Genomic DNA, 21,774 nt, shown 5'->3' with positions numbered 1-21,774 from the left:
CATGCTCAAAAACGAAGAGCTTTGGCGTCATAAAACAGCCTGATTATTTATGCTGGACACCACAGTCACTTGTTATACCTCTTTATTAGCATAACTCTCTAAATCGTAGACCACCTGGATAAACAAATCCGCCAGGCCAACCCCATGTTTCTCTTGCGCCTCAAGGAGGTCATTTGTATCTGTTAGAGCACCATGCAGCTGTACGAGACCATCAGTTAAGTCATCAAAATTTTCTCTGCATTTGGTGATTAGGTTTAACAATTCGCCTTTATTTGGCTCATAGCCCAACTGATGAGCAAACTTGTTTCTCATCTTATTTATGCTTTGCAGGCAACTCGCGACCCCATCTGGAACTAGCCCTAACGAATTTATAAAAGAGATCTTTCTACTATGAGTCAGTGACAGAAAATGCTCTCTTAGCTTACTGTCGTAACTTAAAACAATCTCTTCCAGAAGATGTTCAATAACTAAATGCCCGACAACGAATCCAGTCAATAGATCTGAATCATTGATTCTATGAAATAAAAACTCTTCGTACTCATTTTCATAGCCAGACATTAATTCTTAACTCCCTCGTCTCAGCGCGTGAAGACGTATAACGCCGCTGTAACGGGCCGAAGCTGCGCAGCAGCGAAGGTCCGAGCCCAGCGCAGCTGGGCTTATCGTTGACGGCCTTGTTAGGTTTTAAATCTTAGACTGGAAATATGCATGCATATCATTCTCTAGTTGGCCTGTTGATTCGCAGCGAACCGAAATTCTTTCTAAAGCGTGGCCATACAGGTTTCTACGTACAACGTACGCATTAGCATTGAGATTTACCGATATTTTTGACGTTTCATCATCAACCTTACGCACAAGGACATTTAATCGTGAATTTACATCTTCAAACCTGCTTCCTAGCCCGCCAGCCTCGCCACAGTTAAGGTAGGACCCTAAGCCTACTGAACCATTTTGCGCTGTTAGCAGTCCCGAGTCTTTTTCAATTTTATCTAGGTTGATACCGTTTTCGGCAAAAAAGTCTACGGAAATATTCCATGCCTTTTCGAAAGGAACTTGATATACATTTTGCCTTTCTATTTTTGCTTTCGGGGCCGCCTTATGAGTAGCGCAACCACTAGAAAAGACAACTGCTGCCACCAAGATAATTCCTGATTTTCTCACGACTATACTCCTTGTTTGTAAATCTAACAGTCTGTTAATGAGGTCTCCGACCTCATAATAATTATTATCGGGTATACCTTTTAATTCCGGCCATCGCTCAGCAACTCATTGAAATACAAAGGCTTAGAACTTCGGCAACCGAATAAAAAGGTACTTATCTCGACATCACGCCATCCGGCGGGTATAACCATCTGTATACATTTCATGGATGAGGTGTGGTACATGTCAGGATCTCCCTTTCTCAAGTCCGTTGAGGACTTCATGCGTGTCCAGCGTTACAGCCATCGCACAATCAAGTCGTATCTGTACTGGATCAAGTACTTCATTGTGTACAGCGACAAACGCCATCCAACTCAGTTGCATGATGAAGACATCATCCGCTTTCTGACCTTTCTTGCCGTTGAGCGTAATGTATCTGGCGGTACTCAGGCTCTGGCGCTGAACGCGATCGTGTTTCTCAAGACAAAGTTTCTGGGTCAAACGGTGGGCGACCTGTCTCGATTCAGCCCATCCCGCAAACCGCGTAAGCTGCCCGTTGTGCTGACCCATAAGGAAGTGGCCGCTCTGCTCAGTCAGCTGACAGGTGTCCACTATCTGATGGCCGCCATGCTGTACGGCTCGGGATTGCGACGCATTGAGTTGGTGCGCCTGAGAGTCCAGGATGTTGATTTCAACTACAGGCAAATTCGGGTGATTAACGGCAAGGGGGGTAAACACCGGCTGGTGACGCTGGCGGAGGAACTGTTGCCACTGCTGAGCAAGCAGCTTGAGCGGGTAGAGAATTATCTCAAGCAGGATTTGATGTGCGAAGGTTATGCGGGCGTTTGGCTGCCCGGTGCACTTGCTCGCAAGTATCCCAATGCGCCTTTTGAGTCTGGCTGGCATTATCTCTTCCCTGCATCTCGCCTGAGTATTGACCCTGCCAGCAAACTCCTGCGCCGGCACCATTACGATGAGAGTAACCTGAACAAACGGATAAGAAAAGCGGCGCGAGACGCCGACATTAGAAAGCCGGTGTCATGTCATACCTTGCGGCATTCATTCGCAACGCACTTGCTGCAGTCGGGAGTGGATATACGGACGGTACAGCAGCAGCTCGGCCACGCCGATGTAAAGACAACCGAGATCTATACGCATGTGTTGAAACAGGGTGCCCAGGGCGTTAGAAGCCCATTCAGCACCCTGTCGGGGTAGGCTGCCTTACAATTGCGTGTGCAGCCCGCATTCACGGGTTTCGATCGCCTTGGTGGGGTCGAAGTAGTCGTGTTCGTTGGGCAGATGATGCTCGGCCAGATAGGCGTCCATATCCGCTTCGGTCCAGTTGAACAGCGGTGCCACCTTGATGATTCCGTCCTTGCTGGCAGACACGATATCCAGTGACTGGCGGAACTCGGTCTGATCCTTGCGGATGGCGTTCAGCCAGAGGTCCGGCTTGAGTTCGCCCAGTGCGCGCTGGAACGGTTCCAGCTTTACCTGGCGGGTAAACTCTTCATGCTGCGGATCGTTCACGTCCGGGATGCCGCCCATCAGCACGTTACGGCGGGCTGCGCTCATCTCGGGGATGTAGGTGACGATGTTCAGGTTAAGGTCCTGAATCAGCTTTTCCGCGAAGCGGTAGGTCGCCGAGGTGTTGTAGCCCGAATCCACCCAGAGTACCTTGATGTCCGGTTTGGCCTGCACCGCCATGTGCAGAATCACCGACTCGTAGGGACGGAAATTGGTCGTCACCAGTGGCTTTTCGCTGTTGGCGATGGCCCAGGCGATGATTTCCTGCGGTGTTTTTCCTTCCAGTGCCGCGTTGGCAGCTGCCAGATCGATGCTCATTCCTGTTCTCCTTGTCAGCTTTGCGGATAGGCCGGGCGGGTAACCGATGCACCACCCTGATAGCGCACACTCACTTCGTCAAAGGCGTTCAGCACTTCGGGTGTGTAGCGGTCTTCAGGCACCTGCAGGGCATCAAACCCGCAGCGCTCAAGGTATGCCAAACGGTCACGGGTCACATCACCCAGCGCCCGCAGCTGGCCCTTGTAGCCGGCACGGCGCAACAGGCGCGCGATACTGAAGCCACGCCCGTCGGTAAAGGCCGGGAACGCCACCGCGATCAACTCCACCTTTCCGTTCAGTGCCAGCACCTGGTCCAGATCGTCATCACCGTGCACCAGCACGCCAACTTCTCGACCCGCCAGAGCTTCGCGGTTTTCCAGCCACTGCGCCAGCGGCAGAATAATGGCGCCATCTGCCGGGATGGACTGTTCCTCGGACACCAGCGTCCACTTGTCTTCAGTGACCGGGGTGCGATTAATGATCAGCGGCATAAACGGCCTCCTTGAAGGGCTCAACTCCGACGCGACGTACTACTTCCAGGAAGCTTTCCGCTTCGGAGTCGCGCTGGTCAATGTAGGTCAGCAAAATCTTTTCGATGGTGTTGGCGACTTCATCTGCCGGGATAGCCTTGCCCAGCACCTTGCCCAGCGATGCATCCGCTTCGGATGAGCCGCCCAGCGTGAACTGGTACCAGTCCTCGCCTTTCTTATCGACGCCGAGGATACCGATATGACCCACGTGGTGGTGAGCACAGGCGTTGATGCAGCCGGACATGTTCAGGCGCACTTCACCAATGTCGTGCAGGTAGTCCACGTTCTCGAACTTTTCGTTGATCTGGTCGGCAATGTTCAGGGTGTGGGCGTTGGCCAGACCACAGAAATCAAACCCGGGGCAGACGATCATGTCGGTCAGCGTACCGATGTTCGGGCGTGCCAGGTTGTTGGCGTTCAGAATCTTCCACACGTCCAGCAGGTCGGCCTGCTTCACATCCGCCAGCACCAGGTTCTGGTGGTGTGTGGCACGGATCTCGCCAAAGGAGAAACGATCCGCCAGATCAGCAACGGCTTCCATCTGGATATCGGTAATATCGCCCGGCGCCTGCAGGTGCGGCTTCAGCGACACCACGACAATCCGGTAGCCTTCGACTTTATGCTCGACGGTGTTGCGCTCATACCAGACGCGGAAATCATCGTTGGCCGCCAGATCCGCTTCGATATCGTGATCGACTGCACTGATATCGTAGGTCGGCGGCGCAAACTGGGCCTTCACCTGATCGATTTCATCCTGCGAGAGGCGCAGATCAGACTCGCGAATTTCAGCCCACTCGGCTTCCACCTGCTCGCGGAAGGCATCAATGCCCATGGCGTTAACCAGGATCTTGATACGCGCCTTGTACTTGTTGTCACGACGACCGTTCAGGTTGTAAACGCGCAGAATCGCTTCCAGATAGGACAGCAGGTCCTGCGGTTCCAGGAACGGACGAATCTGCTTGCCGATGACCGGCGTACGGCCCAGGCCACCGCCAACCAGCACTTCAAAGCCGACTTCACCGGCTTCATTCTGCACCAGATGCAGGCCAATATCGTGAACCTGAGAGGCCGCACGGTCTTCGGGGCCACCGGTGACCGCGATCTTGAACTTGCGCGGCAGGTATGCAAATTCAGGGTGCAGGGTGGACCACTGGCGGATGATTTCACACCAGGGGCGCGGGTCTTCCAGCTCGCTGGCAATCACACCGGCATAGGGGTCGGTGGTGGTGTTGCGGATACAGTTGCCGGAGGTCTGGATGGCGTGCATCTGCACTTCGGCCAGTTCCGCCAGAATGTCCGGCACTTCTTCCAGCTTGGGCCAGTTGTACTGGATGTTGGTACGCGTGGTGAAGTGGCCATAGCCCTTGTCATAGGTACGGGCGATATGGGCCATCTTGCGCAGCTGGGTCGATGACATCAAACCGTAGGGAATCGCGACGCGCAGCATCGGCGCCTGGCGCTGGATGTAAAGGCCATTCATCAGGCGCAGGGCACGGAACTCCTCATCGGGCAGCTCGCCGGCCAGGTAACGACGGGTCTGGTCGCGATACTGCGCCACCCGTTCGTCGACCAGCTTCTGGTCCACTTCGGTGTACTGGTACATGTCAGGTCAACCTTATAATTGAGCGTCATTGAAACTGGCGGCCATAGTACCCAGCCCCTTTTATAACGTAAAATACTAATTGATAATTTTGTTATCTCTTATATGAATAAAGCACGCATTCACGCCCTCACCCGAGGGCTGCATGCGTTGAGCACTGTTCATATTCACTTATGACATATAAAAATTCGCATTTATTCTTTTTTATTTTATTAACACTTAGACATAATGCCCTCCAGTTATGAGCCCCACATGGGCTCCCGTGCGTTAATCAACCGAAAGAGTCATACGATGAATCAGTTGCCGGAACACCGCCTGACCCATTTGAAGCAGCTCGAAGCTGAAAGCATTCACATCATCCGCGAGGTGGCTGCCGAGTTCGATAATCCGGTCATGCTCTACTCCATTGGCAAGGACTCTTCCGTCATGCTGCACCTTGCCCGCAAGGCCTTTTACCCGGGCAAGCCGCCCTTCCCGCTGCTGCACGTGGACACCACCTGGAAGTTCAAGGAGATGATCCAGTTCCGTGACCGCATGGCTGAAGAAGCCGGCATGGACCTGATCGTGCACATCAATCAGGAAGGCGTGGACATGGGCATCGGTCCGTTTTCGCACGGCTCTGCCAAGCACACCGATGTTATGAAAACCCAGAGCCTGAAACAGGCGCTGGACAAGTATCAGTTCGACGCGGCCTTTGGCGGCGCGCGTCGTGACGAAGAGAAATCTCGCGCCAAGGAGCGTGTGTTCTCCTTCCGTGACAAGCACCACCGCTGGGATCCGAAAAACCAGCGCCCGGAGCTCTGGAACACGTACAACACCCGCGTCGACAAGGGTGAAAGTATCCGTGTCTTCCCGCTCTCCAACTGGACCGAGCTGGATATCTGGCAGTACATCCACCTGGAGCAGATTCCGATTGTTCCGCTGTATTTCTCTGCCGTTCGTCCGGTCGTTGAACGTGACGGCATGCTGATCATGGTGGATGACGAGCGCCTGCCGCTGGCCGATGGCGAAGTACCGATGATGAAGCCGATCCGCTTCCGCACGCTGGGCTGTTACCCCCTGACCGGTGCCGTGGAGTCACAGGCCGACACCCTGCCTGAGATCATTCAGGAGATGCTGCTGACCACCACGTCGGAACGTCAGGGCCGCGCCATTGACCACGACAGCGCCGGGTCCATGGAACAGAAAAAGATGGAAGGTTACTTCTGATCTGCAGCTGAACACATTTTGATAATGCGGAAGCTCAGGCGGTGAGCGAAGTGGTAGAGATGTATCGGGTTTGCGCGCACTGAGTGCGCGCCCGCAACAGCCTCCCACTGAGCCCTCCCGGGAAAACGGGCCACAGCAGCTTCCACATACAGACAGAACACGGGAAGAGATAACAATGTCACACCAATCCGACCTGATCGCCACCGACATCGATGCCTACCTGGACCAGCACGAAAACAAGGAGCTGCTGCGCTTCCTGACCTGCGGCAGCGTGGATGACGGCAAATCCACCCTGATCGGCCGTCTGCTGCACGACTCAAAAATGATCTATGAAGATCAGCTGGCCGCGATCCAGAACGACAGCAAAAAAGTCGGCACCACCGGTGAAGAAGTGGATCTGGCCCTGCTGGTTGACGGTCTGCAGGCCGAGCGTGAACAGGGCATCACCATCGATGTGGCCTACCGCTATTTCTCCACCTCCAAGCGCAAGTTCATCATCGCCGACACCCCGGGACACGAGCAGTACACCCGCAACATGGCCACCGGCGCCTCCACCTGTGATCTGGCGATCATCCTGATCGACGCCCGTCATGGCGTTCAGGTACAGACACGCCGCCATAGCTTCATCGTATCGCTGCTGGGCATCAAGCATACCCTGGTCGCCGTCAACAAGATGGACCTGGTGGACTACAGCGAAGGCCGTTTTGAAGAGATCAAGCAGGACTACCTTGAGTTCGCCAAGGGTCTGGGTCTGAAGGACATCCATTTCGCGCCCATCTCGGCACTGAAGGGCGACAACGTGGTGAACCCGTCCGAGAACATGCCCTGGTATACCGGCGAGTCTCTGATGGAAACGCTGGAAAACGTCGAGATTGCCGGTGATGCCAACTTTGATGAGCTGCGCTTCCCGGTGCAGTACGTGAACCGCCCGAACCTCAACTTCCGTGGCTACTGCGGCACCCTGAGTTCAGGTGTGGTGCGCCCGGGCGATGAAGTCACCGTGCTGCCCTCCGGCAAGTCCAGCAAGGTGAAATCCATTGTCACCTTTGACGGTGAACTGGCTGAAGCCTTCGCTCCCATGTCGGTGACACTGACGCTGGAAGACGAGATCGACATCTCTCGCGGTGACATTCTGGTTCACAGCCATCAGGTGCCGGAGAGCCATAACCGCTTCAATGCTCACCTGGTCTGGATGTCCGAGCAGCCACTGCAGGCCGGACGCAACTACGAGATCAAACTGTCGACCACCCGCACCCCCGGTCGCGTCAGTGCGATCCATCACGCCATCGATGTGAACACGCTGCAGCAGTCCCCCACGGCTTCACTGGGCCTGAACGAAATCGCTCAGGTCGAGATCCAGCTGGAAACACCGGTCGTAGCGGACGACTACAAGCGTCACAAGGGCACCGGCTCCTTCATTATCGTGGACCGTTTGACCAACGCGACTGTGGCTGCCGGCATGGTAATCGGACAGGACGCTGACGCGGGCTCTATCGAACTGCACAACACGTCGGCACTGACCACCGAAGCGCGTGCACGCCGCTTTGGCCAACAGGCCGCACTGGTCAGCCTCAGCGGTGCCGATTCCACAACCGCCGATACACTGCTGTACACCCTGGAACAGCAGCTGTTCGCTCAGGGCCGCATGCCCATCGTGCTGCGTGAAGGCCAGCTGGAACAGGCCGAGTCACTCAAGGCCGCCGGCCTCTTGCTGCTGACCGATGTCGATACTGCTGCAGCAGACCTGAGCATCGACCTGTCTTCCCTCAGCGGCACGCCTGCGGAACAGGTGCAGGAACTGCTGGTCAAGATCAGACAGGCCGATCTGATTTAACGTGATTGAGGCCGGCACTCACGCCGGCCTCACCTTGGGCTTGCCCGGCATCAATGGCCGCTCTATACCCTGAGGTTATAAATCCGGTAAAATTCAGCAGTATCTAATACTGCCCTGCAGGGTTTGCGGGGCCAAGGCAACGACAGGGGCTATGACTGATTTTCTGCTCATCCTGATCAGCACCGTTCTGGTGAACAACTTCGTTCTGGTCCAGTTCTTGGGGCTATGTCCGTTTATGGGCGTGTCCAACAAGCTGGAAACCGCCATGGGCATGTCACTGGCCACTACCTTCGTGCTCACGCTTTCGTCTGTCTGCAGCTATCTGGTGTACTCCACCCTGCTGGCGCCTTTCGGGCTGGAATACCTGCAGACGATCGCCTTCATCCTGGTCATTGCCGTGGTGGTTCAGTTCACCGAAATGGTGGTCCACAAGACCAGTCCGCTGCTGTACAAGCTGCTGGGGATTTTCCTGCCGCTGATCACGACCAACTGTGCGGTGCTGGGTGTCGCCCTGCTGAATATCAAAAAGCAGAACGGTTTCGTGGAGTCGATCGCATACGGCTTTGGTGCCGCCGTGGGCTTTTCACTGGCGCTGGTACTCTTTTCCGCCATCCGTGAACGTATTGCCGTGGCGGATGTACCCGTGCCGTTCCGCGGTGCCGCGATCGGGATGGTCACGGCAGGTCTGATGTCATTGGCGTTCATGGGCTTTGCCGGCCTCGTTCAGTTCTGAGGCGGAGTAGACAATGACCACAGTTATCACAGCAATACTGATTCTATTTGGCCTCGCGGTGGTGTTCGGCATCATCCTGGGCTATGCCTCGGTGCGCTTTCGTGTCGAAGGCAACCCCATTGTTGACCAGATCGACGCCCTGCTGCCGCAAACCCAGTGCGGCCAGTGCGGCTACCCGGGCTGCCGTCCCTACGCTGAAGCGATTGCCAACGGCGACGCCATCAACAAGTGTCCGCCCGGCGGACAGAACACCATCGAAGCGCTGGCCGATCTGCTCGATGTGGAGGCCGTTCCGCTGGACTCCGAACACGGCGAAGAAAAACCCAAGATGGTCGCCTTTATCCGCGAGGACGAGTGCATTGGCTGCACCAAGTGCATTCAGGCCTGCCCGGTGGACGCCATTCTGGGGGCCGCCAAGCAGATGCACACCGTCATTACGGATGAATGCACCGGGTGTGACCTCTGTGTCGAGCCCTGCCCGGTTGATTGCATCGACATGATTCCGGTCGAAACCACCATTGCCAACTGGAAGTGGCCTTCACCGGCCGAATCTCCCAGCCTGATTGCGACGGATCTGGGCCGGGGACAGGCACAGCAGCAGGAGGCCGTCTGATGGGTAAGGTATTCGCATTCCACGGCGGCATTCACCCGCCCGAGAACAAAAAGCAGTCAACCCGCGAGCCCATTGGACAACTGCCGCTGCCCAAGCGCCTCTATGTGCCGCTGCAACAGCACATCGGCATGGCCGCCAGCCCGATAGTCGAAGTGGGTCAGACCGTGCTCAAGGGCCAGCTCATTGCCGAGCCGGTCGGCCGTATCAGCGCCGCCCTGCATGCCCCCACCTCGGGGCGTGTGCTGTCCATTGGCCCGCACCCTGTGCCTCATGCCTCCGGTCTGGACTCCGACTGCATCTGCATCGAGTCCGACGGTGAGGATCGCTGGGTTGAACACCAGGGCATTGAAGATTATGCCGCCATGGAGCGCGACGATCTGATCGAGCATATCCGCCAGTGCGGTATTGCGGGCATGGGTGGCGCCGGTTTCCCCACCGACGTAAAACTGCATCTGGGTGATGACCACATCGTCAACACCCTGATCATCAATGCGGCCGAGTGTGAGCCCTACATCACGGCTGACGACATGCTGATGCGCGAGCGTGCCGACCAGATCATTGGCGGCATCCGCATACTGCATCACCTGATCAAGCCCAGCCACGTGATCATCGGGATTGAGGACAACAAGGCGCACGCCATTCACACCCTTGAGAAGGCACTCAAGGGCTGTGAGCTGAATATCGATATTCAGGTGGTGCCAACCAAGTACCCTTCCGGCGGTGAGCGTCAGCTGATCAAGCTGCTGACCGATATCGAAGTGCCCAGCGGCAAGATCCCGGCCGATATCGGCATTGTGTGCCAGAACGTGGGCACCATGTCGGCGGTATACCGGGCAGTGCACTTTGGAGAGCCGCTGATTTCCCGCGTTGTCACCGTAACCGGTGATGCCGTGGCGCGCCCGCAGAACTTTGAAGCCCTGATCGGCACCCCCTTCGCAGACCTGCTGGACGCGGCCAACCTTTACGAAGACCGCCTGTACCGGCTGGTCATGGGCGGCCCCATGATGGGGGTCACGGTGGAGCACGACCAGATTCCGGTGATCAAGACCACCAACTGCATTATCGCAGCCAGCCGTGAGGAGATGCCCCCGGCGGCGCCCGAACAACCCTGCATACGCTGCGGCATGTGCGAGCAGGTATGCCCGGCCGAACTGCTGCCACAGCAGCTGTACTGGTTTGCCAAGGGACGCGAATTCGACAAGGCCAAACACCACAACCTGTTTGACTGCATCGAGTGTGGTGCCTGCGCCTATGTCTGCCCCAGCAGCATTCCGCTGGTACAGTATTACCGCTTCGCCAAATCCGAAATCCGTACCGAGGAAGCGGAGCAGCGCAAGGCCGACCACGCACGCCAGCGCTTTGAAGCGCGCCAGGCACGACTGGAGCGTGAGAAAGCCGAGAAAGAGGCACGCCGCAAGGCCCGCGCTGAAGAAGCCGCCAAGGCTCAGAAAGCCCGCAAGGCTCCCGAGGCCAGCGCTTCCGGCTCACCGGAACTGGATCTGAACGCCCTCAAGACTGCCGCGGCCGTGGCGCGCACCAAACTGAAAAAAGCACAAAAAGCGCTGGATGCCGCCCGTGAAAGCGGCGAAGGCGACCTGAGCGCTTTGGAAGCCGCGCTTGCCTCGGCCCAGACCAGTGCTGACAAGGCGCAGGCTGATCTGGACAAGGCCCAAAGCGGCAGCGCCGCGCCAGCCGGCAATGACGGCCCCGATATCAAACAGCTCAAGACCGCCGCCGCCGTGGCGCGCACCAAGCTGAAAAAGGCGCGCGATGCGCTCAAGAACGCTGAGACCAAAGGTCTCGACGGACTCGACAAGCTGCGTGCTACGGTACAGGAACTGGAAACACGTGCCGACGAGGCGGACAAGGCCTACCAGCAGGCTTCCGGTGCCAACACACAGGACAGTGCCGGCTCTGAGGCTTCAGAAGCGGCACCTGTGGACCTGAAGGCGCTCAAGCAGCAGGTATCGATCATGCGTACCAAGCTGAAGAAGTCGGAAGCGGCGCTGGCCGATCTTGAAGGCGAAGAACGCGCTCAGGCCGAGCAGGCACTGGAAACCTTGCGCCAGCGCCACGCAGAAGCCGACCGTGCCTTCAAGGCAGCCGAACAGGCACAACTCGACAAGGCCGCTGCTCAGGGCGTCGACCTGAAGAAACTCAAGGTTGATGCCGCCATGGCACGGGCTGCCGTGACCAAGCTCGAGCGTTCGCTGGACAAGACTGAAGAAGCCGAAGCCCGTGCGTCACTGGAGTCCGAGCTTGCAGCCGCACGCCGCAAGGCCGAAGAACTGAACGAAACCCTTAAGCAGCACGAAACGGCCTGACCGTTTGCGGGCCGTTGCTTAACCCATTTGCTACAGGATCGAATACACGATGTCGCTGATCCGTATGAGTTCGCCACACGTCTACAAGGCCAACAGCACCGCTAACGTCATGCGACTGGTGACGCTGGCGATGCTGCCGGGCGTGCTGGCCATGACTGTTTTCTTTGGCTGGGGCACCTTGATCCAGATCGTCTGGGCCAGCCTGCTGGCGCTCGGGTTTGAAGCGGCCATGCTCAAGCTGCGCAAGCGCCCGCTGGGCTTTTATCTCGGCGACTTCAGTGCAGTGGTCACCGCCGCACTGATCGCTGTCTCCCTGCCTCCGCTGGCCCCCTGGTGGCTGACCGGCGTCGGGGTATTCGTGGCGATCGTCATTGCCAAGCACCTCTATGGCGGTCTGGGGCAGAACCCCTTCAATCCCGCGATGGTTGCCTACGCCCTGCTACTGATCTCCTTCCCGGTCGAAATGACACGCTGGAATGCCCCCTTCGTACTGATCGATGGCGCCTCCGTTGCCTCATTCATGGATACTCTGGGTGCCATTTTCGGCAGCGTCGAACCCGCCTTTTACGACCAGTTTACCGGCGCTACCCCGCTGGATGAGCTGCGCCACCGAGGCGGCCTGACTACCGAGGAGGTCTGGCGCCAGTCTGCCGTTCTGGCAGAAGGCATCGGTGCCTGGCATGCCGTGAGTGCGGCCTGGCTGATGGGAGGCATCTTCCTGCTCTACCGCAAGGTGATCACCTGGCACGCACCTATCGCCATGCTGGCAACGCTTGCCCTGCTCTCCAGCATGTTCTTCGGCTATGACCCGGACAACTACGCCGACCCGCTGTTTCACATGACCACCGGTGCGACCATGCTGGCGGCCTTCTTCATCATCACCGACCCTGTCTCCAGCGCCACCAGTAACCGTGGCCGTCTGGTGTTCGGTGCCGGCATCGGCCTGCTGGTGTTCATCATCCGCACCTGGGGCAACTACCCGGACGGGTTTGCCTTTGCCGTTCTGCTGATGAACCTGGCCGCTCCGTTTATCGATCTGTACACCCAGCCACGCAGCTACGGGCACACGCGCGCCAACAAGGGACGTGGAGGCAACGCATGAACGAAATCATTCAGGCCATCCGCAACAACGCGCTGGCAATCGGGATTTTTGCGATTGTGACCTCAGCGGTTATCGCCCTGACCCAGCTTGCCACCCGCGACGCCATTCAGTCGAACAAGGAGGCCTATCAGGCCCGTGCGCTCTACGAAATTGTGCCGCGTGAACGCGATCCGGACCTGCTGGACCACACCCTGAGCATGTCGGCGCCCGAGCTGGGTGTTGATGGCGAGGCACGCCTTTATCAGGCGATTCAGGACGGTGAAGTGAAAACCGTACTGATGCCGGTGGTCGCACCGGATGGCTACAGTGGTGATATCGAAATGCTGGTGGGCATCAATGCTGACAGCTCCCTCGCAGGCGTCAGGGTACTCAGTCACAAGGAAACTCCGGGGCTTGGTGATAAAGTGGAACTGAACAAATCCGACTGGATTCTGAGTTTTGACGGTGCCGAGAAGGCGGTCGGACGCGACGAAAGCTGGGCGGTCGAAAAAGATGGCGGTCGCTTTGACCAGTTTACCGGCGCCACCATCACGCCGCGTGCCATTGTCGGGGCCACCGCACGCGCCATTGAGTATTTTCGTGCCCACCGGGATTACCTGCTCACGCCTGTCACCGAGACAACCCAGCCCAGCGCTGCAGGAGTAACAGAATGAGTGTCGACTATCGCAAAATTTCATTGGACGGCCTCTGGCACAACAACCCGGCACTGGTTCAGCTGCTGGGCCTGTGCCCGCTGCTGGCCGTAACCGCCTCCGTGGTCAATGCCATGGGGCTGGGACTTGCCAGCACGCTGGTACTGGTCAGCTCCAACCTGACCGTCTCCCTGTTCCGCAAACTGGTGCCGGAAACGGTTCGGCTGCCGATTTTTGTCATGATCATCGCGTCATTCGTGACCGCAATCGAACTGCTGATGCAGGCGCTGACCTACGAGCTGTACCTGATTCTCGGCATTTTCATCCCGCTGATCGTGACCAACTGCGCCATCATGGGGCGTGCGGATGCCTTTGCCGTCAAAAACCCGGTTCGCGCCTCGGTCGTGGACGGCCTGATGATGGGCCTTGGGTTCAGCATCGTGCTGATCCTGCTTGGCGGCATGCGGGAACTGCTGGGTACCGGTGCCCTATTCGCCAACATGCACCTGCTGTTTGGCGAAGCGGCACGCAACTGGCAGGTGGTCATCTTCAGTGACTACAAGGGCTTCCTGTTTGCGATTCTTCCGCCCGGTGCATTTGTGGGGCTTGGCCTGATGATCGCTCTGAAAAACGTGATCGACATGCGTCTGGAAGAGAAGCAGAAAGCCGCGCCGAAAACAGACGAACCGCCGCCCAGCAAGCGCGTTCGTGTTACCGGCTAAAGCATTAGACTAAAGTCATTGTATCGGAACGCCGACTTGGGCTAGTCTGCTTGTTTAACGTGGACAACAACGAGCAGGAGCCAAGGTGGGCACCCCGATACCTGTTGTAATTTGTGACGACTCTCGTCTGGCCCGACGCCAGATGGCACGGGCGCTGTCACAATGGAACGTCAAAATCACCGAAACCGCAAACGGCCTTGAAGCCCTCGAAGCGATTCGAGCCGGCAAGGGTGAACTGCTGTTTCTGGATCTCAACATGCCGCTGATGGACGGATATGAGGTACTGGCCCGCATCCGCAGCCACGACCTCCCGACCATGACGGTCGTTGTTTCCGGCGATATTCAGCCCTCGGCCCGCGAGCGCGTCATGCAGCAGGGCGCCCTCGACTTTATTCGCAAACCGATCGATATGGAAAAGCTTTCCAGCACCCTGCATCAATTCGGGCTGCTGGAAGCACTGGACCACACCAGCACGAGCTCCTTTACCGAAGCACCTGACGGAACCTTTCAGGCGCTGGGCAATGAATCTGAGCCGGCTCAGGCAGCAATCGCACTGCGTGACAGCTATCAGGAACTGTCCAATGTCGCCATGGGTGAAGCGGCCAATCTGCTGGCACAGCTGCTGGATACCTTTATCGAGTTGCCGGTTCCCCGCATACAGGTGGTGGATGCCTGTGAGCTGAACGCCACGCTGGAACAAACCTTTCAGGCCAATACACTGACCACGGTGTGTCAGGGCTTTATCGCACCCGGTATTTCCGGCGAAGCACTGTTGAGCCTGTCTGCCCGCAATGCCGATACCCTTGCACGCCTGTTGAGCCACGAAGGCCAGGTAACGGAACAGGTTGAGCGTGAACTGGTGATGGATATTGCCAATGTCCTGATCGGTGCCTTCCTGAACGGCCTCGGCTGCCAGCTTGACCTGCGTTTCACTCAGGGGTCACCGCTGATCCTGCGCAAGGACAACCTGCAGCAGCCCGGCAAAAGCCGCGCCCGCCAGAAAGCGCTCAGCGTCGACATCAACTATCGTATTGAAGGACACGAGATCAATTGCGACCTGATGATGCTGTTCACGGAAGACTCTCTGAGCGCACTGAATGAACTTGTGAGACATTTATGATGATCAACCCACCTGAGCATGCGCTGAACATGGAAGAGCTGCACTGGCAGCTGGGATTGCTTCAAAACCTGGATGTTGGCCTGATCGTACTGGATGCCGATCATCGCGTGCACCTGTGGAACAGCTTCATGGCCAACCACTCGGGCATTCGTGATTCCGTTGCTCAGGGGAAACGCCTGAGCGAACTGTTCAGCGGCTTTCCGGCACGCTGGTTCCAGCGCAAGCTGGAGAGCGTTTTTCTGCTGCGCAGCCAGGCGTTCATTACCTGGGAAGAGCGACCCTATCTGTTCCATTTCAAGCCCTACCATCCGATTACCGGTCTGGCTGACTTCATGTACCAGAACGTGACCCTGATCCCCCTCACCTCGCCGAGCGGTGCCGTGACGCACGTAGGGATCATGGTGTATGACATGACTGCGGCAGCCATGGGCCAGAAAGCCCTGCACCAAGCCAACGAGGAACTGGGACGCCTGAGCCGGACCGACCGTTTGAGCGGGCTGGCCAACCGCGGGCACTGGGAAAGCTGCCTGGAGCAGGAATTTGAGCGCTTCTGTCGCACCCAGCAGCCCTCAAGCCTGGTCATGCTGGACGTGGACCACTTCAAGAAGGTCAACGATACCTATGGCCACCAGGCCGGTGACGAAGTAATACGCGTTCTGGCCAACACCCTCAAGTCACACGCCCGCAGCACAGACCTTCCCGGCCGCTATGGCGGCGAGGAGTTCGGGGTACTGCTGGTCAACACGCGCAGCAGCGATGCACTGGTCTTCGCAGAGCGGGTTCGCGAGGCCGTTGAACTGATGGTGGTTGAACACGCCGGCACACGCATTGAATTTACCATCAGCCTCGGTGTCGCCGAGGCCAACAACGACTACCGCTCGCATGAGGACTGGATGCGACAGGCCGATGCCGCGCTCTACCACTCCAAAGAGAGTGGCCGCAACCGTACCACCCTGGCCGAGGATCTGGAATAATCGCAGCTTTCGTTTCCTGAATTGAACGACTGCGATATGAATGCCGACAAGCGTTACCAGATCTTCAGCCGCCTTCAGGCGGACAACCCCGACCCCAGGACCGAGCTGGAATACAGCTCCCCTTTCGAGCTACTCATCGCCGTACTGCTCTCGGCGCAAGCGACTGACGTGAGCGTCAACAAGGCCACGCGCAAGCTCTTCCCCGTCGCCAACACGCCCGAAAGCATGCTGGCCCTTGGCGTTGACGGCGTTAAGGAGCACATCAAGACCATCGGCCTGTTCAATACCAAGGCCGAGAACGTCATCAAAACCTGTCGCATGCTGATTGAGCTGCATAACAGCCAGGTCCCGCAGACGCGTGCCGAGCTGGAAAAGCTGCCGGGCGTCGGGCGCAAAACGGCCAACGTGGTGCTCAATACAGCCTTCGGTCAGCCGACCATGGCTGTCGACACGCACATCTTCCGCGTTTCCAATCGGACCGGTATTGCTCCGGGCAAAACCGTGCTGGAGGTTGAGAAGAAACTGCTCCGACACGTCCCCAAACCCTTTCTGGTGGATGCTCATCACTGGCTGATTCTGCATGGCCGTTATGTGTGCACGGCACGCAAGCCAAGGTGCGGTTCCTGTCTCATTGAAGACCTGTGTGAGTACAGGGAAAAGACCGATTTCTGACCCTTTGGTTACTCACATTTTCTGTGGATAAAATAGTGGATACTATTGGGAATAGCCGCCCCAGCCCAGCTATATTGAGGCCTTCAGCGAATTGGTAAAATTTTGTTCAATCACCACTAAAACCCATTAAAAACATATAGTTACATATTGCAACCGTCTTACAGAATTTTTTCGGAGGGGTTATGCACCGCAATTGCGCACACCCTCTCCAGCATGTGCACAATTCAAAAAAAAAGCGCCCTGTCAAGGCGCTTTTTTCGTGCAGAAACGGGTTTATTGATCCGATTCAGTCTTCTGTCAGTTCGACCTCAATATGTGTCACCGGACGGCAACTACAGGTGAGGATTTCGTCATCCTTCAGGTCCACCAGACTGTCCTGCACATACTCGACTTCGCCATCGAGCAACCGAGCCTTGCAACAGCCACAGTAGCCTCCGCGGCAGTTGTAGGGCGCCGGAATATTCTGTGACTCCAGCGCATCCAGCAGCGAAAACTCATACTGGTAGAAGAAGGTGTGATAGTTGTTGACCTTGATCCGTGGTATGCCCGACATGCGCACTCCTGTTAGAGATCAAAGCCGTCGAAATCGCCGCTATCAACGTCATTGTCGATCTGACCGACCAGATAGGAGCTGATCTCCGCTTCCTGAGGCGCGACCTGAACGTTATCACTGACCAGCCAGCCGTTCATCCAGGGCAGCGGGTTCTGACGGGCCGGGAAGATCTCTTCAAGCCCCAGCGCCTTCATGCGCACATTGGTGATGTATTCAACGTAGTCACCCAGAATGCGTGCGTTCAGACCAATCATGGAGCCTTCGCTGAACAGGTACTCGGCCCAGTCCTTCTCCTGCTGCGCCGCTTCACGGAAGATGGCATACACCTGCTCTTCGCACTCGACTGCGATCTGCTTGAAGTCGGGATCGTCTGCACCGGACGCCATCAGGTTCAGCATGTGCTGGGTGCCGGTCAGATGCAGCGCTTCGTCCCGCGCAATCAGCTTGATGATCTTGGCATTGCCTTCCATCAGGGCACGTTCCGCAAACGCAAACGAGCAGGCAAAGCTGACGTAGAAACGGATCGCTTCCAGCACGTTGACCGATACCAGCGTCAGGTAAAGCTTCTTCTTCAGGTTGTACAGCGTTGCGTCATAGGCTTCGCCATCGACGCGATGAATGCCTTCGCCGTGCAGGGTATACACGTTCACCAGCTGGATGAATTCGTCATACAGCCGCGTGACCGCCTCGGCCCGCTTGATGATCTCCGGGTTGGTGACGATCTGGTCAAACACTTCCGAAGGCTCGGTGATGATGTTGCGGATAATGTGCGTATAGGAGCGGCTGTGAATCGTCTCACTGAACGCCCAGGTCTCGAACCAGGTTTCCAGCTCGGGCAGGGACACCACCGGCAAAAAGGCCACGTTCGGCGAGCGCCCCTGCACGGAATCCAGCAGCGTCTGATATTTCAGGTTGCTCAGGAAAATGTGCTTCTCATGATCCGGCATCCCCATGAAGTCCTTGCGGTCGTTGGTCAGATCAACTTCCTCGGGACGCCAGAAGAACGACAGCTGCTTCTCGATCAGCTTCTCGAAGATCGGGTACTTCTGCTTGTCATACCGCGCCACGTTAACCGAACGTCCAAAGAACATCGGCTCACGGGTTGCATCATGGTTACTGGGGCTGAAGGTAGAATATGACATGAATGCCTTTTCCTGAAAAAACAGTGCCACGCCCCGGGCCGGATGGCCCGGGATTGAAAGGGGTCTGCTCCCTGGGGAGCCTTAAAGCTTGCAGGCGCCGCCTTCACAGCCGTCGTCGCCCTTGTCGGACGCGCCGGCACCGTCACGGGTGTTGTGGTAGTACAGCGTCTTAACACCGTATTTGTACGCGGTCAGCAGATCCTGGAGCAGCTGCTTCATCGGTACTTTCTCACCGGTAAACTTGGCCGGGTCGTAGTTGGTGTTGGCCGAAATCGACTGATCGACGAACTTCTGCATGATACCCACCAGCTGCAGGTAACCGGTGTTGCTCGGGATGTTCCACAGCAGCTCGTAGTCATCCTTCAGCTCCAGGTAGTCAGGCACTACCTGCTTCATGATGCCGTCCTTGCTCGCCTTCACGGATACGAAACCTCGCGGCGGCTCGATACCGTTGGTGGAGTTGGTGATCTGCGACGAGGTTTCACAGGGCATCAGCGCCGTCAGGGTGCTGTTGCGCAAACCGAACTCGCGAATATCTTCACGCAGCGTTTCCCAGAAGTAGTGCAGCGGCTCTTCGCAGTAGCTGTCCACGTCGCGCTTGTAGGTGTCGATCGGCAGCAGACCCTTGGCGTAAGTGGTTTCATCAAACTTCGGACAGGCACCGAACTCCTTGGCCAGCTGGTTGGAGGCCTTCAGCAGGTAGTACTGAATGGCTTCAAAGGTGCGGTGCACCAGACCGTTGGCACTGCCATCGGAGTAACGAACGCCATGCTTGGCCAGGTAGTAGGCAAAGTTGGTCACACCCACACCCAGCGTACGGCGTGCCATGGTCGCGTTGCGCGCGGCCGGAATCGGGTAGTCCTGATAATCCAGCAGGCTGTCCAGCGCACGAACAATCAGGTCTGCCAGCTCTTCCAGCTCGTCCAGATTCTCCAGCGCGCCCAGGTTGAACGCCGAAAGCGTACAGAGTGCGATTTCGCCTTCCGGGTCGTTCACGTCGTTCAGCGGCTTGGTCGGCAGGGCAATTTCCAGACACAGGTTGGACTGCTTGACCGGTGCCACCTGCGCATCGAAGGGGCTGTGGGTGTTGCAGTGGTCCACGTTCTGAATGTAGATACGGCCGGTGGAGGCACGCTCCGACATCATCAAACCGAACAGCTCGACCGCCTTGATGCTCTTCTTGCGGATGCTCTCGTCCTGCTCGTATTTCACGTACAGGCGCTCGAATTCATCCTGATCGGCGAAGAAGGCATCGTACAGACCCGGCACCTCGTGCGGGCTGAACAGCGTAATGCTCTCGCCCTTGATCAGGCGCTGATACATCAGCTTGTTGATCTGTACGCCGTAGTCGATGTGGCGCACACGGTTCTCTTCAACGCCGCGGTTGTTCTTCAGGACCAGCAGGGATTCAACTTCCAGATGCCAGATCGGGTAGAACAGGGTCGCAGCACCGCCGCGAACGCCGCCCTGAGAACAGGACTTCACCGCCGTCTGGAAGTGCTTGTAGAACGGAATACAGCCGGTGTGGAAGGCTTCGCCGTTGCGGATCGGGCTGCCGATTGCACGAATACCACCGGCGTTGATACCGATACCGGCGCGCTGAGATACGTATTTGACGATCGCGGCAGCGGTCGCGTTGATGGAATCCAGGCTGTCACCGGTTTCAATCAGTACGCAGGAGCTGAACTGACGGGTGGGCGTACGCACACCGGCCATGATCGGCGTCGGCAGCGACAGTTTGAACTTGGACGTGGCGTCATAGAAACGCTTCACGTAACTCAGACGGGTATCACTCGGGTAATTGGCGAACAGGCAGGCAGCCACTAGCATGTACAGCAGCTGCGGGCTTTCGTAGATATCACCGGTAACACGGTTCTGAACCAGGTACTTGCCTTCCAGCTGCTTCACGGCCGCGTAGCTGAAGTTCATGTCGCGGCTGTGGTCCAGATAGGCGTTGAGTTCATCAAACTCTTCGCGTGTGTAGTCGGTCAGCAGGTGCTGGTCGTAGCGCTTCTGCTCCACCATGTTCACGACATGGTCATACAGGTGCGGCGGCTCAAAGTCGTTGAACGCACGCTTGCGCAGATGGAACACCGCCAGACGCGCCGCCAGATACTGATAGTCGGGCGCATCTTCCGAGATCAGATCGGCAGCCGACTTGATCAGCGTTTCGTGGATATCGGAGGTTTTGATGCCTTCGTAAAACTGAAGGTGAGCACTGAGCTCGACCTGGGATACCGAAACATTCTCAAGCCCTTCAGAGGCCCAGATTATGACACGATGGATCTTCTCAAGGTCGATCAGTTCACGCCGACCATCGCGTTTGGTAACCATCAGATCTTGCTGCATTGTGCACGCTCTTCCAGTCTGTCAGTGATTTTTTTCCGGCCTCCCCGAAGCCGTATCCCTGTATAGAGGGGCTGCCTCATCCTTGTGCAGGACTGCATCAAAATGATGCAAAACGCGAGCGGGGTCGCTTGCGGTCACCCTGATAACAAAACACAAGATGTAGTACAGCAGCGCCTACAGGGCACTAAATATAGATATTAGCTCGAGGATTTCAATCTTGATTTATTGAGTTAGGACGTGTATCCCGCCCTGCCCCATCGGGCTGAAAGGCGCGCATTATGAGGGCTTGGCGACTCTTTTTCCATTCCAATTTAAATACGATTTTTTTTCATCGAAATTCGCTAAAAATTGAAAAGACTGCATAGTAAAAAAGCCTGTTTCTTTCCTGACTCAAGCCCTTTACAAAGCCCGCTCAGGACTCTAGAATTCGCATCCGCTGGTGGGGTTCCCGAGTGGCCAAAGGGATCAGACTGTAAATCTGACGCGCAAGCTTCGGTGGTTCGAATCCACCTCCCACCACCACCGAATTCATACAGGAGAGCCTCGTCACCTGACGGGGCTTTTTTGTGTCTGTGGAGTCTGACGTGGATGAGAACCGCCGAAGGTGGTTCGAATCCACCTCCCACCACCACCGAATTCATACAGGAGAGCCTCGTCACCTGACGGGGCTTTTTTGTGTC

Annotated in this window: 20 protein-coding genes and 1 tRNA gene; 13 read left to right on the top strand and 8 right to left on the bottom strand. The window is 56.8% G+C overall.

All coding sequences use genetic code 11. From position 1 onward, the window contains the following. Nucleotides 1–72: 72 nt before the first annotated feature. Together H9C73_RS15350 and H9C73_RS15345 are read right to left on the bottom strand one after the other, a co-directional pair. Nucleotides 73–558, bottom strand: a complete 486-nt coding sequence (locus H9C73_RS15350) for a hypothetical protein (protein ID WP_209288781.1) — start codon at nucleotides 556–558, stop codon at nucleotides 73–75. A gap of 126 nt (nucleotides 559–684) precedes the next feature. Continuing rightward, entirely contained in the window at nucleotides 685–1,161 is a 477-nt protein-coding gene (locus tag H9C73_RS15345; protein ID WP_209288780.1) for a hypothetical protein, read from the bottom strand. A gap of 222 nt (nucleotides 1,162–1,383) precedes the next feature. On the opposite strand from H9C73_RS15345, the gene H9C73_RS15340 reads away from it, so the two are divergent. Then, nucleotides 1,384–2,355 carry an integron integrase gene (locus tag H9C73_RS15340; protein WP_209288779.1) on the top strand — a complete coding sequence of 324 codons (972 nt, stop codon included), beginning with the start codon at nucleotides 1,384–1,386 and terminating at the stop codon, nucleotides 2,353–2,355. A gap of 6 nt (nucleotides 2,356–2,361) precedes the next feature. On the opposite strand, the gene H9C73_RS15335 is transcribed toward H9C73_RS15340, so the two are convergent. The 3 genes from H9C73_RS15335 to H9C73_RS15325 are packed head-to-tail and all read right to left on the bottom strand — an operon-like array spanning nucleotide 2,362 to nucleotide 5,118. Continuing rightward, nucleotides 2,362–2,985 carry a phosphoadenosine phosphosulfate reductase domain-containing protein gene (locus H9C73_RS15335; RefSeq protein WP_209288778.1) on the bottom strand — a complete coding sequence of 208 codons (624 nt, stop codon included), beginning with the start codon at nucleotides 2,983–2,985 and terminating at the stop codon, nucleotides 2,362–2,364. A 14-nt stretch (nucleotides 2,986–2,999) separates the two neighbouring features. Continuing rightward, nucleotides 3,000–3,476 (bottom strand): DUF934 domain-containing protein, encoded by a 477-nt coding sequence (locus H9C73_RS15330; RefSeq protein WP_209288777.1) that lies wholly within the window; start codon nucleotides 3,474–3,476, stop codon nucleotides 3,000–3,002. Further along, nucleotides 3,460–5,118, bottom strand: a complete 1,659-nt coding sequence (locus H9C73_RS15325) for a nitrite/sulfite reductase (protein ID WP_209288776.1) — start codon at nucleotides 5,116–5,118, stop codon at nucleotides 3,460–3,462. The genes H9C73_RS15330 and H9C73_RS15325 overlap by 17 nt, the downstream gene beginning before the upstream one ends. A 288-nt stretch (nucleotides 5,119–5,406) precedes the next feature. Here H9C73_RS15325 and cysD point away from each other — a divergent pair, with 288 nt between their 5' ends. From cysD to nth, 11 genes are all read left to right on the top strand, one after another. Next, nucleotides 5,407–6,324 carry a sulfate adenylyltransferase subunit CysD gene (gene cysD / locus H9C73_RS15320; RefSeq protein ID WP_407944015.1) on the top strand — a complete coding sequence of 306 codons (918 nt, stop codon included), beginning with the start codon at nucleotides 5,407–5,409 and terminating at the stop codon, nucleotides 6,322–6,324. A gap of 175 nt (nucleotides 6,325–6,499) precedes the next feature. After that, entirely contained in the window at nucleotides 6,500–8,158 is a 1,659-nt protein-coding gene (gene cysN, locus H9C73_RS15315) for a sulfate adenylyltransferase subunit CysN (protein ID WP_209288775.1), read from the top strand. Between the two features lie 151 nt (nucleotides 8,159–8,309). Beyond that, a complete protein-coding gene (rsxA, locus tag H9C73_RS15310; RefSeq protein WP_209288774.1) occupies nucleotides 8,310–8,891 on the top strand; it encodes an electron transport complex subunit RsxA in 582 nt (193 codons plus the stop codon). Between the two features lie 13 nt (nucleotides 8,892–8,904). Beyond that, a complete protein-coding gene (rsxB, locus tag H9C73_RS15305; RefSeq protein ID WP_209288773.1) occupies nucleotides 8,905–9,504 on the top strand; it encodes an electron transport complex subunit RsxB in 600 nt (199 codons plus the stop codon). Next, nucleotides 9,504–11,828 (top strand): electron transport complex subunit RsxC, encoded by a 2,325-nt coding sequence (gene rsxC / locus H9C73_RS15300; protein WP_209288772.1) that lies wholly within the window; start codon nucleotides 9,504–9,506, stop codon nucleotides 11,826–11,828. Before rsxB ends, rsxC begins: the two co-directional genes overlap by 1 nt. Nucleotides 11,829–11,877: 49 nt before the next feature. After that, nucleotides 11,878–12,930 carry an electron transport complex subunit RsxD gene (gene rsxD, locus H9C73_RS15295; RefSeq protein ID WP_209288771.1) on the top strand — a complete coding sequence of 351 codons (1,053 nt, stop codon included), beginning with the start codon at nucleotides 11,878–11,880 and terminating at the stop codon, nucleotides 12,928–12,930. Continuing rightward, a complete protein-coding gene (gene rsxG, locus H9C73_RS15290; RefSeq protein WP_209288770.1) occupies nucleotides 12,927–13,583 on the top strand; it encodes an electron transport complex subunit RsxG in 657 nt (218 codons plus the stop codon). Before rsxD ends, rsxG begins: the two co-directional genes overlap by 4 nt. Next, a complete protein-coding gene (locus tag H9C73_RS15285; protein ID WP_209288769.1) occupies nucleotides 13,580–14,284 on the top strand; it encodes an electron transport complex subunit E in 705 nt (234 codons plus the stop codon). The genes rsxG and H9C73_RS15285 overlap by 4 nt, the downstream gene beginning before the upstream one ends. A gap of 85 nt (nucleotides 14,285–14,369) precedes the next feature. After that, the gene (locus H9C73_RS15280) at nucleotides 14,370–15,404 is read left to right on the top strand and encodes a response regulator (RefSeq protein ID WP_328797992.1); all 1,035 of its coding nucleotides are present in this window, start codon (nucleotides 14,370–14,372) and stop codon (nucleotides 15,402–15,404) included. Beyond that, a complete protein-coding gene (locus H9C73_RS15275) occupies nucleotides 15,401–16,378 on the top strand; it encodes a GGDEF domain-containing protein (RefSeq protein ID WP_236014325.1) in 978 nt (325 codons plus the stop codon). The genes H9C73_RS15280 and H9C73_RS15275 overlap by 4 nt, the downstream gene beginning before the upstream one ends. 36 nt (nucleotides 16,379–16,414) lie before the next feature. Further along, nucleotides 16,415–17,050: an endonuclease III gene (gene nth / locus H9C73_RS15270; protein WP_209288768.1), complete on the top strand. Its 636-nt coding sequence runs from the start codon at nucleotides 16,415–16,417 to the stop codon at nucleotides 17,048–17,050. Between the two features lie 286 nt (nucleotides 17,051–17,336). Here nth and yfaE read toward each other — a convergent pair whose 3' ends face one another. From yfaE to nrdA, 3 genes are all read right to left on the bottom strand, one after another. Then, the gene (gene yfaE / locus H9C73_RS15265) at nucleotides 17,337–17,603 is read right to left on the bottom strand and encodes a class I ribonucleotide reductase maintenance protein YfaE (protein WP_209288767.1); all 267 of its coding nucleotides are present in this window, start codon (nucleotides 17,601–17,603) and stop codon (nucleotides 17,337–17,339) included. A gap of 11 nt (nucleotides 17,604–17,614) precedes the next feature. Then, on the bottom strand, nucleotides 17,615–18,745 hold the full coding sequence (gene nrdB, locus H9C73_RS15260; protein ID WP_209288766.1) for a class Ia ribonucleoside-diphosphate reductase subunit beta: 1,131 nt from the start codon (nucleotides 18,743–18,745) through the stop codon (nucleotides 17,615–17,617). An 81-nt stretch (nucleotides 18,746–18,826) separates the two neighbouring features. Beyond that, entirely contained in the window at nucleotides 18,827–21,094 is a 2,268-nt protein-coding gene (gene nrdA / locus H9C73_RS15255; protein ID WP_209288765.1) for a class 1a ribonucleoside-diphosphate reductase subunit alpha, read from the bottom strand. 438 nt (nucleotides 21,095–21,532) lie between these two features. Here nrdA and H9C73_RS15250 point away from each other — a divergent pair. Continuing rightward, nucleotides 21,533–21,616 (top strand) — tRNA-Tyr (locus H9C73_RS15250). The last annotated feature ends 158 nt before the right edge of the window (nucleotides 21,617–21,774 follow it).

It is taken from the genome of Marinobacterium alkalitolerans (assembly GCF_017776525.1).
Lineage (GTDB): Bacteria > Pseudomonadota > Gammaproteobacteria > Pseudomonadales > Balneatricaceae > Marinobacterium > Marinobacterium alkalitolerans.
Note: the sequence above shows the minus strand (reverse complement) of the source record. Positions and strands in the feature narration are given on the sequence as shown.

Coding starts and splice junctions, on each gene's coding strand:
- nth (WP_209288768.1), top strand. CDS start 16,415: ATGAATGCCGACAAGCGTTACCAGATCTTCAGCCGCCTTCAGGCGGAC.
- nrdB (WP_209288766.1), bottom strand. CDS start 18,745: ATGTCATATTCTACCTTCAGCCCCAGTAACCATGATGCAACCCGTGAG.
- yfaE (WP_209288767.1), bottom strand. CDS start 17,603: ATGTCGGGCATACCACGGATCAAGGTCAACAACTATCACACCTTCTTC.
- rsxD (WP_209288771.1), top strand. CDS start 11,878: ATGTCGCTGATCCGTATGAGTTCGCCACACGTCTACAAGGCCAACAGC.
- H9C73_RS15285 (WP_209288769.1), top strand. CDS start 13,580: ATGAGTGTCGACTATCGCAAAATTTCATTGGACGGCCTCTGGCACAAC.
- H9C73_RS15275 (WP_236014325.1), top strand. CDS start 15,401: ATGATGATCAACCCACCTGAGCATGCGCTGAACATGGAAGAGCTGCAC.
- nrdA (WP_209288765.1), bottom strand. CDS start 21,094: ATGCAGCAAGATCTGATGGTTACCAAACGCGATGGTCGGCGTGAACTG.
- rsxG (WP_209288770.1), top strand. CDS start 12,927: ATGAACGAAATCATTCAGGCCATCCGCAACAACGCGCTGGCAATCGGG.
- H9C73_RS15340 (WP_209288779.1), top strand. CDS start 1,384: ATGTCAGGATCTCCCTTTCTCAAGTCCGTTGAGGACTTCATGCGTGTC.
- rsxA (WP_209288774.1), top strand. CDS start 8,310: ATGACTGATTTTCTGCTCATCCTGATCAGCACCGTTCTGGTGAACAAC.
- H9C73_RS15350 (WP_209288781.1), bottom strand. CDS start 558: ATGTCTGGCTATGAAAATGAGTACGAAGAGTTTTTATTTCATAGAATC.
- rsxB (WP_209288773.1), top strand. CDS start 8,905: ATGACCACAGTTATCACAGCAATACTGATTCTATTTGGCCTCGCGGTG.
- H9C73_RS15325 (WP_209288776.1), bottom strand. CDS start 5,118: ATGTACCAGTACACCGAAGTGGACCAGAAGCTGGTCGACGAACGGGTG.
- rsxC (WP_209288772.1), top strand. CDS start 9,504: ATGGGTAAGGTATTCGCATTCCACGGCGGCATTCACCCGCCCGAGAAC.
- H9C73_RS15335 (WP_209288778.1), bottom strand. CDS start 2,985: ATGAGCATCGATCTGGCAGCTGCCAACGCGGCACTGGAAGGAAAAACA.
- H9C73_RS15330 (WP_209288777.1), bottom strand. CDS start 3,476: ATGCCGCTGATCATTAATCGCACCCCGGTCACTGAAGACAAGTGGACG.
- cysN (WP_209288775.1), top strand. CDS start 6,500: ATGTCACACCAATCCGACCTGATCGCCACCGACATCGATGCCTACCTG.
- cysD (WP_407944015.1), top strand. CDS start 5,407: ATGAATCAGTTGCCGGAACACCGCCTGACCCATTTGAAGCAGCTCGAA.